We start from the raw sequence: 10,134 nt of genomic DNA on the forward strand, positions 1-10,134 counted from the left end.
GCGGGCCTCTTCCGTCAGGCTCGCGGCCCACGGACGACACGTTCCACCCACTGGCCGGGAGGCCCGTGGTGCGTCGTGCGCACTCGTCGCGTCCGCGCGTGGCGCGGAGCGCGGGGAGTGCGGTGCGGGGCGGAGGCGAGCCGTGCCTCCAGGCCGTCCGATCCCCGTCGTTCCGCGGAAGTGGGCCGGTCCCGACACGCCCGCGATCCGCGACACGCCCGGGTTGCACGGATGGCGCGCCTATGGGAGACTTGTCCGGTTCCGAATTCCGCAGGGCGTCCGCGCCCGCAGGATCACTGCTCTGGCAGTGCACAACCCCCTTGTTCAGCAGGGCTGGGTTGGGCCGCAGGCAGCAGAACACGATCGAATCCCCCGCGAAGCACGACGAGCACTGCTGTGCCCGGAGTGTGGGGGAAGCGACATGCCCACGCTGGACGGCCCAGGTCGCCCGCGCGGTTGACAGGAGAACAGCGGTCATCCCCAGTGGATGCGGCCGGTTGGTTCAGGAAAACAGCCAAGCCCTGCAGGAGTGCACGGGTGACGGCGGCGTCAGGCGGCCCGAGGGTGCGCGGCGCAGAGAGGACAGAGAGACACATGGCGGGACAGAAGATCCGCATCCGGCTCAAGTCGTACGACCACGAGGTCATCGACACGTCGGCCCGGAAGATCGTCGACACGGTGACCCGTGCCGGTGCGACCGTGGTCGGCCCGGTGCCGCTCCCCACCGAGAAGAACGTGGTCACCGTGATCCGTTCTCCCCACAAGTACAAGGACTCGCGCGAGCACTTCGAGAAGCGCACGCACAAGCGGGTCATCGACATCGTCGACCCGACGCCGAAGGCCGTCGACTCGCTCATGCGACTCGACCTCCCGGCCGACGTCAACATCGAGATCAAGCTGTAAGGGGGCTGACCAATGGCGAACTCCACCAAGACCGTCAAGGGCCTCCTCGGCAAGAAGCTCGGGATGACCCAGGTGTGGGATGAGAACAACAAGTTCATCCCCGTGACCGTGATCGAGGTCGGCCCGAACGTGGTCACCCAGATCCGCAACGTCGAGCGCGACGGCTACGAGGCGATCCAGATCGCCGCCGGTGCCATCGACCCGCGCAAGGTCAACAAGCCGACCGCCGGCCACTTCGAGGCCGCAGGCGTGACCCCGCGTCGCACCCTCACCGAGATCCGTACCAACGACTCCGCTGAGTACACGCTCGGCCAGGAGCTCACCGTCGACACGTTCGAGGCGGGCCAGAAGGTCGACGTCGTCGGTACCTCCAAGGGCAAGGGCTTCGCCGGTGTCATGAAGCGCCACGGCTTCGCCGGCGTCTCCGCATCGCACGGTGCGCACCGCAACCACCGCAAGCCCGGTTCGATCGGCGCCTCGTCGACCCCGTCGCGTGTCTTCAAGGGCATGCGCATGGCCGGTCGCATGGGCGGCGAGCGCGTGACCGTCCTCAACCTCACGGTGCACGCCGTCGACGCCGAGAAGGGTCTGCTGCTCGTCAAGGGCGCCGTCCCCGGTGCTCGTGGCCGCTCCGTCTTCGTCCGCACCGCCGTGAAGGGTAAGTGATCATGGCCACCGAGACCGCAACCACGATCGACGTCCTCGACGCGACCGGGGCCGTCGCCGGCAGCATCGAGCTGCCCGCCGCGCTCTTCGACGTCGAGACCAACGTCCCGCTGATCCACCAGGTCGTCACCGCGCAGCTCGCCGCCGCGCGTCAGGGCACCCACAAGACCAAGAACCGCGGCGAGGTCCGCGGCGCTGGTCGCAAGCCGTTCAAGCAGAAGGGCACCGGCCGCTCCCGTCAGGGTTCGGTCCGCGCTCCGGAGCACACCGGCGGTGGCGTCGTCCACGGACCGACCCCGCGCGACTACTCGCAGCGCACTCCGAAGAAGATGATCGCCGCTGCTCTGCTCGGCTCGCTCTCGGACCGCGCCCGCGGTGGCCGCATCTCCGCGGTGGAGTCCTTCGTCCCGGCCGAGGTGCCGTCGACCAAGACCGCCCGCACGCTCCTCGAGAAGGTCGCGCCCGTCAAGAACGTGCTCGTCGTGCTCGAGCAGGACGACGAGCTGACGCTCAAGTCGATCCGCAACCTGCCGGGTGTCCACGCACTCTCGTACGGCCAGCTCAACGCCTACGACGTGCTCAAGTCCGACGCCCTCGTCTTCAGCAAGAGCGCACTCGACGCCTTCATCGCGTCGAAGTCCGCGAAGGAGGTCTCCGCATGAGCGGCTTCAACAAGGACCCGCGCGACATCATCATCTCGCCGGTCGTCTCGGAGAAGAGCTACGGCCTGATCGACCAGGGCAAGTACACGTTCATCGTGGACCCCCGTTCGAACAAGACCGAGATCAAGCTCGCCATCGAGAAGATCTTCGACGTCAAGGTCGCGAGCATCAACACGCTGAACCGTCCGGGCAAGACCCGTCGCACGCGTTTCGGCATGGGCAAGCGCAAGGACACCAAGCGCGCCATCGTGACGCTCAAGTCCGGTTCGATCGACATCTTCACGGCTGTCGGCTGAGGACCAGAGGGATAAATCATGGCTATTCGTAACTACAAGCCGACGACCCCCGGTCGTCGCGGCTCGTCGGTCGCCGACTTCGCCGAGATCACCCGTTCGACGCCGGAGAAGTCGCTGCTTCGTCCGCTGCCGAAGACCGGTGGGCGCAACAGCTCCGGCCGCATCACGACCCGTCACATCGGTGGTGGCCACAAGCGCCAGTACCGCGTGATCGACTTCCGTCGTCACGACAAGGACGGCGTCGACGCCAAGGTCGCACACATCGAGTACGACCCGAACCGCACCGCGCGCATCGCGCTCCTGCACTACGTGGACGGCACGAAGCGCTACATCATCGCGCCGAACAAGCTCAAGCAGGGCGACGTCGTCGAGCAGGGCCCGGGTGCCGACATCAAGCCCGGCAACAACCTGCCGCTGCGCAACATCCCCGTCGGTACCGTGATCCACGCGATCGAGCTCCGTCCCGGTGGCGGCGCGAAGATGGCCCGCTCCGCCGGTGCCTCGGTGCGTCTCGTCGCCAAGGACGGCCCCTACGCGCAGCTCCGTCTGCCGTCGGGCGAGGTCCGCAACGTCGACGCCCGCTGCCGCGCCACGATCGGCGAGGTCGGCAACGCCGAGCAGTCCAACATCAACTGGGGCAAGGCCGGCCGCATGCGCTGGAAGGGCGTCCGCCCGACCGTGCGTGGTGTCGCCATGAACCCGGTCGACCACCCGCACGGTGGTGGTGAGGGCAAGACCTCCGGTGGTCGTCACCCGGTCAGCCCGTGGGGTCAGGCCGAGGGCCGGACGCGCAAGCCGAACAAGCCGAGCGACAAGCTCATCGTCCGTCGCCGTAACGCCGGCAAGAAGCGCAAGTAGGAGTTCAGAAGATGCCACGCAGTCTGAAGAAGGGCCCCTTCGTCGACGAGCACCTGCTCCGCAAGGTCGTCACGCAGAACGAGGCCAACACCAAGAACGTGATCCGCACCTGGTCGCGTCGCTCGATGATCGTCCCGAACATGCTCGGGCACACGATCGCCGTGCACGACGGCCGCAAGCACATCCCGGTGTTCGTCACCGAGTCGATGGTCGGTCACAAGCTCGGCGAGTTCGCGCCGACCCGCACCTTCCGTGGTCACGTGAAGGACGACAAGAAGGGCCGTCGCCGCTAACGCGGGGACGCAGAGGAGGAACGAAATGGTGGAGTCGATCGCACGCGTGCGACACATCCGCGTCACGCCTCAGAAGGCCCGTCGCGTCATCGAGCTGATCCGCGGCAAGCAGGCCCACGAGGCGCTCGCCATCCTGAAGTTCGCGCCGCAGGCCGCTTCGGAGCCCGTGTACAAGCTGGTCGCCTCGGCGATCGCGAACGCCCGGGTGAAGGCGGACTCGACGAACAGCTTCCTCGACGAGCGCGACCTCTACGTGAGCCGCGTCTTCGTCGACGAGGGCACGACCCTGAAGCGGTTCCAGCCGCGCGCCCAGGGCCGCGCCTTCCGCATCAACAAGCGCACCAGCCACATCACGGTCGTCCTCGCGACGCCGGAAGAGGCTGAGGCCGCCGCGACGAGCAAGAAGGCGAGCAAGTAATGGGCCAGAAGGTCAACCCGTACGGCTTCCGTCTCGGGATCACGACGGACCACGTCTCGCACTGGTTCACCGACAGCACCAAGGCCGGTCAGCGCTACGCCGACTACGTGGCCGAGGACATCAAGGTGCGCGAGTACCTGAAGAAGACCCTCGACCGTGCCGGCGTCGCCCGCATCGAGCTCGAGCGCACCCGTGACCGTGTCCGCGTGGACATCCACACGGCGCGTCCGGGCATCGTCATCGGTCGTCGCGGTGCCGAGGCCGAGCGCGTCCGCGGTGAGCTCGAGAAGCTCACCAAGAAGCAGATCCAGCTCAACATCCTCGAGGTCAAGAACCCAGAGACCGAGGCCCAGCTCGTCGCGCAGGGCATCGCCGAGCAGCTCTCCGCACGTGTCGCGTTCCGTCGCGCCATGCGCAAGGGCCTGCAGGGTGCGCAGCGCGCCGGCGCCAAGGGTGTCCGCATCCAGGTGTCGGGTCGTCTCGGCGGCGCCGAGATGTCGCGCTCGGAGTTCTACCGCGAGGGCCGCGTGCCCCTGCACACGCTCCGCGCGAACATCGACTACGGCTTCTACGAGGCCCGGACCACGTTCGGCCGCATCGGCGTGAAGGTCTGGATCTACAAGGGCGACATCACGAACAAGGAGCTCGCTCGCGAGCAGGCGAACCAGCGTTCGTCGCGCCCGGAGCGTCGTGGCGGCCCCCGTGGCGAGCGCGGCGACCGTCGTGGCGGCGACCGTGGCGGCCGTCAGCAGCAGGCCCCGCAGGACGCGCCGGCCGGCGCAGGAGTTGAGGCGTAACCATGCTTATCCCCCGTCGAGTCAAGCACCGCAAGCAGCACCACCCGAAGCGTTCGGGTCAGGCGACCGGTGGCACCAAGGTCAGCTTCGGCGACTTCGGTATCCAGGCGCTCACCCCGGCGTACGTGACGAACCGGCAGATCGAGTCCGCTCGTATCGCCATGACCCGTCACATCAAGCGTGGCGGCAAGGTCTGGATCAACATCTACCCGGACCGTCCGCTCACCAAGAAGCCGGCCGAGACCCGCATGGGTTCCGGTAAGGGTTCCCCAGAGTGGTGGGTCGCCAACGTCAAGCCGGGTCGTGTGCTCTTCGAGCTCTCCGGCGTCAACGAGGACATCGCCCGCGAGGCGTTGACCCGTGCAATCCACAAGCTGCCCCTCAAGGCACGCATCATCAAGCGCGAGGAGGGCGACGCATAATGGCGATCGGTTCCAAGGAGCTCCGTCCGACTGAGCTCGACACGTTCGAGAACGAGCGGCTCGCCGACGAGCTGAAGAAGGCCAAGGAGGAGCTGTTCAACCTCCGCTTCCAGTCGGCCACCGGCCAGCTGGAGAGCCACGGTCGTCTTCGTGCCGTCAAGCGCGACATCGCCCGCATCTACACCGTCCTCCGCGAGCGCGAGCTCGGCATCCGTGCCACCCCCGCGCCCGTCGAGACCGCCCCGAAGGCCAAGAAGTCGACGAAGAAGGCTGACAAGCCGGCCGAGTCGACCGCGGCCGAGACCGCCGAGGAGAACTGATGGCGAACGAAGAGAACACCTCCGCCGCCTCGACCCGCGGCTACCGCAAGACGCGCCGCGGCTACGTGACGAGCGACAAGATGGACAAGACCATCGTGGTCGAGGTCGAGGACCGCGTGAAGCACGCGCTCTACGGCAAGATCATCCGCCGCACGTCCAAGGTGAAGGCCCACGACGAGCTCGGCACCGCTGGTGTCGGCGACCTCGTCGTGATCAGCGAGACCCGTCCCCTCAGCGCCTCCAAGCGCTGGCGCCTGGTCGAGATCCTCGAGAAGGCCAAGTAGGCCCGCGGCCTGCTTCGGAACAGGAGACAACAGTGATTCAGCAGGAATCCCGCCTGAAGGTCGCCGACAACACGGGTGCCAAGGAGATCTTGACCATCCGCGTGCTCGGTGGCTCTGGCCGTCGCTACGCCGGTCTCGGTGACGTCATCGTCGCCACGGTGAAGGACGCCATCCCCGGCGGCAACGTGAAGAAGGGTGACGTCGTCAAGGCGGTCATCGTTCGCACCAAGAAGGAGACCCGTCGTCAGGACGGCTCCTACATCAAGTTCGACGAGAACGCGGCAGTGATCCTCAAGGCCGACGGCGACCCGCGCGGCACGCGCATCTTCGGTCCGGTCGGTCGCGAGCTCCGTGACAAGAAGTTCATGAAGATCATCTCGCTCGCGCCGGAGGTGCTGTAAGCCATGGCGAACATCAAGAAGGGTGACCTCGTCGAGGTCATCACGGGCGCCACGCAGGAGCGTGGCGGCGACCGCGGCAAGCAGGGCAAGGTCATCGAGGTGCTCGTTGACTCGCAGCGTGTCGTCGTCGAGGGCGTGAACTTCGTCACGAAGCACGTCCGCGTCGGCCAGACCCAGCGTGGTTCGAAGACCGGTGGCATCGAGCAGCACGAGGCTCCGATCCACGTGTCGAACGTCGCGATCGTCGACCCGAAGACCAAGAAGCCGACCCGCGTCGGCTTCCGTACCGAAGAGGTGGAGAAGGACGGCGTCAAGAAGACCGTCCGCGTCCGCTACGCCAAGAAGTCGGGTGAGAAGCTCTGATGACCGACACGACTGCCGCGCCGGCGACCAAGGTCGAGCCGCGCCTCAAGCAGAAGTACAAGAACGAGATCAAGGCTGCCCTCACCGAGCAGTTCGGGTACGCGAACGTCAACCAGGTCCCCGGCCTGGTCAAGGTCGTCGTGAACACCGGCGTCGGCGAGGCCGCTCGTGACTCGAAGATCATCGAGGGGGCCATCAAGGACCTCACGGCGATCACGGGTCAGAAGCCCCAGGTCAACATCGCTCGCAAGTCCATCGCGCAGTTCAAGCTGCGCGAGGGCCAGGCGATCGGTGCGCACGTCACCCTCCGCGGTGACCGCGCCTGGGAGTTCCTCGACCGCCTGATCTCCCTCGCCCTGCCCCGCATCCGCGACTTCCGCGGTCTCAGCGACAAGCAGTTCGACGGGAACGGCAACTACACGTTCGGTCTCACGGAGCAGTCCGTGTTCCACGAGATCGACCAGGACCGCATCGACCGCGTGCGTGGCTTCGACATCACCGTCGTGACCACCGCGAAGTCGGACGACGAGGGCCGCGCGCTGCTCAAGCAGCTCGGGTTCCCGTTCCGTTCTGCCGAGCAGACGGTCTAAGATACTTCGGGCGGTGCGGGCCGGAGGATTCACGTCCTCCGGCCCGCACGCACGAACACACAGGTCTCCGGGATCCGCCCGGGGACCCCGATCGCTCAGGTCGGCATTCGTGGAACGGGTGTCGAAACCAGGCGAGAATGGATACGCATCATGACGATGACCGATCCGGTCGCAGACATGCTGACCAGATTGCGGAACGCGAACTCGGCGCACCACGACGCCGTCTCGCTTCCCAGCTCCAAGCTGAAGAAGAACATCGCTGAGATCCTCAAGCGCGAGGGTTACATCAGCGAGTGGAAGATCGAGGACGCCCGCGTCGGGCAGACCCTCACGATCGACCTGAAGTACGGCCCCGAGCGCGAGCGCTCGATCGCCGGCATCAAGCGCGTCTCGAAGCCGGGCCTCCGGGTCTACGCGAAGTCGACGGAGATCCCTCAGGTCCTCGGTGGCCTCGGCGTGGCGATCCTCTCGACCTCGTCCGGCCTCCTGACCGACCGCGAAGCCGAGCAGAAGGGCGTGGGTGGGGAAGTCCTCGCCTACGTGTGGTGATCGACAATGTCTCGAATCGGACGTCTTCCCATCGACATCCCCGCCGGCGTCACCGTCTCCATCGACGGCCAGAACGTGGCGGTCAAGGGCCCGAAGGGCGAGCTCGCGCTCGTCGTCGCTGAGCCCATCCAGGCCAAGGTCGAGGAGAACCAGGTCCTCGTCACCCGTCCGGACGACGAGCGCTCCTCGCGTTCGCTCCACGGCCTGACCCGCACCCTCATCGCGAACAACATCGTCGGCGTCACCCAGGGCTACTCCAAGGGCCTCGAGGTGGTCGGCACCGGTTACCGCGTGCAGGCGAAGGGCACCAGCGTCGAGTTCGCGCTGGGCTACTCCCACCCGATCACGGTCGAGGCGCCCGCGGGCATCTCGTTCGCCGTCGAGGGCAACAACAAGCTCACCGTGACCGGCATCGACAAGCAGGCCGTCGGCGAGGTGGCCGCCAACATCCGCAAGCTGCGCAAGCCCGAGCCCTACAAGGGCAAGGGTGTCCGCTACGCCGGCGAGATCGTGCGCCGCAAGGCCGGAAAGTCAGGTAAGTGATCATGGCTCTCGGTATCCGAGGAAAGAGCAAGTCGGCCGCCAAGGCGCGCCGCCACAACCGACTCCGCAAGAAGATCACCGGCACCGAGGCGCGCCCGCGTCTGGCCGTCACGCGTTCGTCGCGTCACGTGTTCGTGCAGGTCATCGACGACGCGAAGGGTCACACCCTCGCCAGCGCATCGACGATGGAGGCCGACCTCCGCTCGTTCGACGGCGACAAGACCGCCAAGGCCCGTCGCGTCGGTGAGCTCCTCGCCGAGCGCGCGAAGGCCGCCGGCGTCGAGGCCGTGGTCTTCGACCGTGGTGGCAGCAAGTACGCCGGTCGCGTCGCCGCGATCGCCGATGGCGCCCGTGAAGGAGGGCTGAACCTGTGAGCGACACCGCGAACACCACCAGCAACACCGCCAAGGAGACGACGACCGAGGCTGCGGCCACGGCCGAGCGTCCGGTCGAGACCGCCGCTGGCTCGGCGTCGAACAACCGCGACTCCGCCGACCAGCGCGGCCGTCGTGGCGGCGGGCGTGACCGCCAGCAGGGCCGCGACCGCAACAACCGCGGTGGCGACAGCCAGTTCCTCGAGCGCGTGGTGACCATCAACCGCGTCTCGAAGGTCGTCAAGGGTGGTCGTCGCTTCAGCTTCACGGCGCTCGTCGTCGTGGGTGACGGCAACGGCCTCGTGGGCGTCGGCTACGGCAAGGCCAAGGAGGTCCCGACGGCGATCTCCAAGGGCGTCGAGGAGGCGAAGAAGAACTTCTTCCGCGTCCCGCGCGTCGGCAACACGATCCCGCACCCGGTGCAGGGTGAGGCCGCTGCCGGCGTCGTGCTCCTGCGTCCGGCCGCTGCCGGTACCGGTGTCATCGCCGGTGGTCCGGTCCGCGCCGTGCTCGAGTGCGCCGGCATCCACGACGTCCTGAGCAAGTCGCTCGGCTCGTCGAACACCATCAACATCGTGCACGCGACCGTCGAGGCGCTGCAGCAGCTCGAGGAGCCCCGCGCGGTCGCAGTCCGCCGTGGCCTCGACGTCGACGCGGTCGTCCCGGCCCGTCTGCTGCGTGCCGAGGCCGCCGCCGCGCGTGCCGCGTCCGAGAAGGCAGGTGCGTGATGGCCATGCTGAAGATCACGCAGACGAAGTCCGTTATCAGCGAGAAGCAGTACCAGCGCGACACCCTGCGCAGCCTGGGCCTCAAGCGCATCGGCCGTACGGTCCTGCGTGAGGACAACGCCCAGAACCGCGGGTACATCGCGACGGTGGCGCACCTCGTGAAGGTCGAGGAGGTCGACGCATGAGCGACGAGAAGAACGAGCGCGTGCAGGTCCTGAAGCTGCACCACCTCCGCCCGGCTGCCGGTGCGAAGAAGGACCGCACCCGCGTCGGTCGTGGTGAGGGCTCGAAGGGCAAGACCGCCGGCCGTGGTACCAAGGGTCAGAAGGCTCGTTACCAGGTCAAGGTCGGCTTCGAGGGTGGGCAGATGCCGCTGCACATGCGCACCCCGAAGCTCCGCGGGTTCAAGAACCCGTTCCGCGTCGAGTACCAGGTCGTGAACCTGGACAAGATCGCGGAGCTCTACCCGAACGGTGGCGACGTCACCGTCGCGGACCTGGTCGCCAAGGGCGCCGTCCGCAAGAACGAGAAGGTCAAGGTTCTCGGTCAGGGCGACATCAACGTGAAGCTCACGGTCTCGGTCGACAAGGTCTCGGCGTCCGCCGCCGAGAAGATCGCGGCTGCTGGCGGCACCGTCTCCCAGTAACCCCCGTCGGCGGCCCGTGCG

Annotated in this window: 20 protein-coding genes; all 20 read left to right on the top strand. The window is 67.2% G+C overall.

From position 1 onward, the window contains the following. The first annotated feature begins 594 nt into the window (after window positions 1–594). The 20 genes from rpsJ to rplO all read left to right on the top strand — a co-directional run bounded on the left by rpsJ (window position 595) and on the right by rplO (window position 10,113). Window positions 595–903 (top strand): 30S ribosomal protein S10, encoded by a 309-nt coding sequence (gene rpsJ, locus ACSW7Y_RS13295; RefSeq protein ID WP_022903286.1) that lies wholly within the window; start codon window positions 595–597, stop codon window positions 901–903. 12 nt (window positions 904–915) lie between these two features. Continuing rightward, window positions 916–1,569, top strand: coding sequence for a 50S ribosomal protein L3 (gene rplC / locus ACSW7Y_RS13300; protein WP_058725377.1), 654 nt, complete (start codon window positions 916–918; stop codon window positions 1,567–1,569). A gap of 2 nt (window positions 1,570–1,571) precedes the next feature. After that, a complete protein-coding gene (gene rplD / locus ACSW7Y_RS13305; RefSeq protein WP_290133576.1) occupies window positions 1,572–2,231 on the top strand; it encodes a 50S ribosomal protein L4 in 660 nt (219 codons plus the stop codon). After that, a complete protein-coding gene (gene rplW / locus ACSW7Y_RS13310; protein WP_022903283.1) occupies window positions 2,228–2,527 on the top strand; it encodes a 50S ribosomal protein L23 in 300 nt (99 codons plus the stop codon). The genes rplD and rplW overlap by 4 nt, the downstream gene beginning before the upstream one ends. 18 nt (window positions 2,528–2,545) lie before the next feature. Next, window positions 2,546–3,385 carry a 50S ribosomal protein L2 gene (rplB, locus tag ACSW7Y_RS13315; protein WP_022903282.1) on the top strand — a complete coding sequence of 280 codons (840 nt, stop codon included), beginning with the start codon at window positions 2,546–2,548 and terminating at the stop codon, window positions 3,383–3,385. A gap of 11 nt (window positions 3,386–3,396) precedes the next feature. Beyond that, on the top strand, window positions 3,397–3,678 hold the full coding sequence (gene rpsS / locus ACSW7Y_RS13320) for a 30S ribosomal protein S19 (RefSeq protein WP_017885529.1): 282 nt from the start codon (window positions 3,397–3,399) through the stop codon (window positions 3,676–3,678). A 25-nt stretch (window positions 3,679–3,703) separates the two neighbouring features. Beyond that, window positions 3,704–4,096 (top strand): 50S ribosomal protein L22, encoded by a 393-nt coding sequence (gene rplV / locus ACSW7Y_RS13325; protein ID WP_058725380.1) that lies wholly within the window; start codon window positions 3,704–3,706, stop codon window positions 4,094–4,096. Continuing rightward, window positions 4,096–4,893, top strand: a complete 798-nt coding sequence (rpsC, locus tag ACSW7Y_RS13330) for a 30S ribosomal protein S3 (RefSeq protein WP_022903280.1) — start codon at window positions 4,096–4,098, stop codon at window positions 4,891–4,893. The genes rplV and rpsC overlap by 1 nt, the downstream gene beginning before the upstream one ends. A 2-nt stretch (window positions 4,894–4,895) precedes the next feature. Then, the gene (rplP, locus tag ACSW7Y_RS13335) at window positions 4,896–5,315 is read left to right on the top strand and encodes a 50S ribosomal protein L16 (protein WP_022903279.1); all 420 of its coding nucleotides are present in this window, start codon (window positions 4,896–4,898) and stop codon (window positions 5,313–5,315) included. Further along, window positions 5,315–5,635, top strand: a complete 321-nt coding sequence (gene rpmC / locus ACSW7Y_RS13340) for a 50S ribosomal protein L29 (RefSeq protein ID WP_058725381.1) — start codon at window positions 5,315–5,317, stop codon at window positions 5,633–5,635. Before rplP ends, rpmC begins: the two co-directional genes overlap by 1 nt. After that, complete coding sequence (gene rpsQ, locus ACSW7Y_RS13345) at window positions 5,635–5,919, top strand: 30S ribosomal protein S17 (protein WP_022903277.1); 285 nt, start codon at window positions 5,635–5,637, stop codon at window positions 5,917–5,919. Before rpmC ends, rpsQ begins: the two co-directional genes overlap by 1 nt. 32 nt (window positions 5,920–5,951) lie before the next feature. After that, complete coding sequence (gene rplN / locus ACSW7Y_RS13350) at window positions 5,952–6,320, top strand: 50S ribosomal protein L14 (protein ID WP_017885523.1); 369 nt, start codon at window positions 5,952–5,954, stop codon at window positions 6,318–6,320. A gap of 3 nt (window positions 6,321–6,323) precedes the next feature. Next, window positions 6,324–6,683 carry a 50S ribosomal protein L24 gene (gene rplX, locus ACSW7Y_RS13355; RefSeq protein WP_438126748.1) on the top strand — a complete coding sequence of 120 codons (360 nt, stop codon included), beginning with the start codon at window positions 6,324–6,326 and terminating at the stop codon, window positions 6,681–6,683. Continuing rightward, on the top strand, window positions 6,683–7,273 hold the full coding sequence (gene rplE / locus ACSW7Y_RS13360) for a 50S ribosomal protein L5 (protein ID WP_058725383.1): 591 nt from the start codon (window positions 6,683–6,685) through the stop codon (window positions 7,271–7,273). The genes rplX and rplE overlap by 1 nt, the downstream gene beginning before the upstream one ends. Before the next feature lie 150 nt (window positions 7,274–7,423). Next, window positions 7,424–7,822, top strand: coding sequence for a 30S ribosomal protein S8 (rpsH, locus tag ACSW7Y_RS13365; protein WP_058725384.1), 399 nt, complete (start codon window positions 7,424–7,426; stop codon window positions 7,820–7,822). 6 nt (window positions 7,823–7,828) lie between these two features. Continuing rightward, complete coding sequence (gene rplF, locus ACSW7Y_RS13370; RefSeq protein ID WP_058725385.1) at window positions 7,829–8,365, top strand: 50S ribosomal protein L6; 537 nt, start codon at window positions 7,829–7,831, stop codon at window positions 8,363–8,365. A gap of 2 nt (window positions 8,366–8,367) precedes the next feature. Next, a complete protein-coding gene (rplR, locus tag ACSW7Y_RS13375; protein ID WP_058725386.1) occupies window positions 8,368–8,739 on the top strand; it encodes a 50S ribosomal protein L18 in 372 nt (123 codons plus the stop codon). Next, a complete protein-coding gene (rpsE, locus tag ACSW7Y_RS13380) occupies window positions 8,736–9,467 on the top strand; it encodes a 30S ribosomal protein S5 (RefSeq protein WP_058725387.1) in 732 nt (243 codons plus the stop codon). The genes rplR and rpsE overlap by 4 nt, the downstream gene beginning before the upstream one ends. Then, window positions 9,467–9,652 carry a 50S ribosomal protein L30 gene (gene rpmD, locus ACSW7Y_RS13385; protein ID WP_031273241.1) on the top strand — a complete coding sequence of 62 codons (186 nt, stop codon included), beginning with the start codon at window positions 9,467–9,469 and terminating at the stop codon, window positions 9,650–9,652. Before rpsE ends, rpmD begins: the two co-directional genes overlap by 1 nt. Next, window positions 9,649–10,113 carry a 50S ribosomal protein L15 gene (gene rplO, locus ACSW7Y_RS13390; protein ID WP_058725389.1) on the top strand — a complete coding sequence of 155 codons (465 nt, stop codon included), beginning with the start codon at window positions 9,649–9,651 and terminating at the stop codon, window positions 10,111–10,113. The genes rpmD and rplO overlap by 4 nt, the downstream gene beginning before the upstream one ends. The last annotated feature ends 21 nt before the right edge of the window (window positions 10,114–10,134 follow it).

This window comes from Curtobacterium flaccumfaciens (genome assembly GCF_051548005.1).
GTDB lineage: Bacteria > Actinomycetota > Actinomycetes > Actinomycetales > Microbacteriaceae > Curtobacterium.

Excerpts from the sequence above, each read along its gene's own strand:
- rplR (WP_058725386.1), top strand. The coding sequence starts at position 8,368 with ATGGCTCTCGGTATCCGAGGAAAGAGCAAGTCGGCCGCCAAGGCGCGC.
- rplW (WP_022903283.1), top strand. The coding sequence starts at position 2,228 with ATGAGCGGCTTCAACAAGGACCCGCGCGACATCATCATCTCGCCGGTC.
- rpsH (WP_058725384.1), top strand. The coding sequence starts at position 7,424 with ATGACGATGACCGATCCGGTCGCAGACATGCTGACCAGATTGCGGAAC.
- rplV (WP_058725380.1), top strand. The coding sequence starts at position 3,704 with ATGGTGGAGTCGATCGCACGCGTGCGACACATCCGCGTCACGCCTCAG.
- rpmD (WP_031273241.1), top strand. The coding sequence starts at position 9,467 with ATGGCCATGCTGAAGATCACGCAGACGAAGTCCGTTATCAGCGAGAAG.
- rpmC (WP_058725381.1), top strand. The coding sequence starts at position 5,315 with ATGGCGATCGGTTCCAAGGAGCTCCGTCCGACTGAGCTCGACACGTTC.
- rplE (WP_058725383.1), top strand. The coding sequence starts at position 6,683 with ATGACCGACACGACTGCCGCGCCGGCGACCAAGGTCGAGCCGCGCCTC.
- rplD (WP_290133576.1), top strand. The coding sequence starts at position 1,572 with ATGGCCACCGAGACCGCAACCACGATCGACGTCCTCGACGCGACCGGG.
- rpsC (WP_022903280.1), top strand. The coding sequence starts at position 4,096 with ATGGGCCAGAAGGTCAACCCGTACGGCTTCCGTCTCGGGATCACGACG.
- rplB (WP_022903282.1), top strand. The coding sequence starts at position 2,546 with ATGGCTATTCGTAACTACAAGCCGACGACCCCCGGTCGTCGCGGCTCG.
- rpsJ (WP_022903286.1), top strand. The coding sequence starts at position 595 with ATGGCGGGACAGAAGATCCGCATCCGGCTCAAGTCGTACGACCACGAG.
- rpsQ (WP_022903277.1), top strand. The coding sequence starts at position 5,635 with ATGGCGAACGAAGAGAACACCTCCGCCGCCTCGACCCGCGGCTACCGC.
- rplF (WP_058725385.1), top strand. The coding sequence starts at position 7,829 with ATGTCTCGAATCGGACGTCTTCCCATCGACATCCCCGCCGGCGTCACC.
- rplX (WP_438126748.1), top strand. The coding sequence starts at position 6,324 with ATGGCGAACATCAAGAAGGGTGACCTCGTCGAGGTCATCACGGGCGCC.
- rplO (WP_058725389.1), top strand. The coding sequence starts at position 9,649 with ATGAGCGACGAGAAGAACGAGCGCGTGCAGGTCCTGAAGCTGCACCAC.
- rplC (WP_058725377.1), top strand. The coding sequence starts at position 916 with ATGGCGAACTCCACCAAGACCGTCAAGGGCCTCCTCGGCAAGAAGCTC.
- rplP (WP_022903279.1), top strand. The coding sequence starts at position 4,896 with ATGCTTATCCCCCGTCGAGTCAAGCACCGCAAGCAGCACCACCCGAAG.
- rpsS (WP_017885529.1), top strand. The coding sequence starts at position 3,397 with ATGCCACGCAGTCTGAAGAAGGGCCCCTTCGTCGACGAGCACCTGCTC.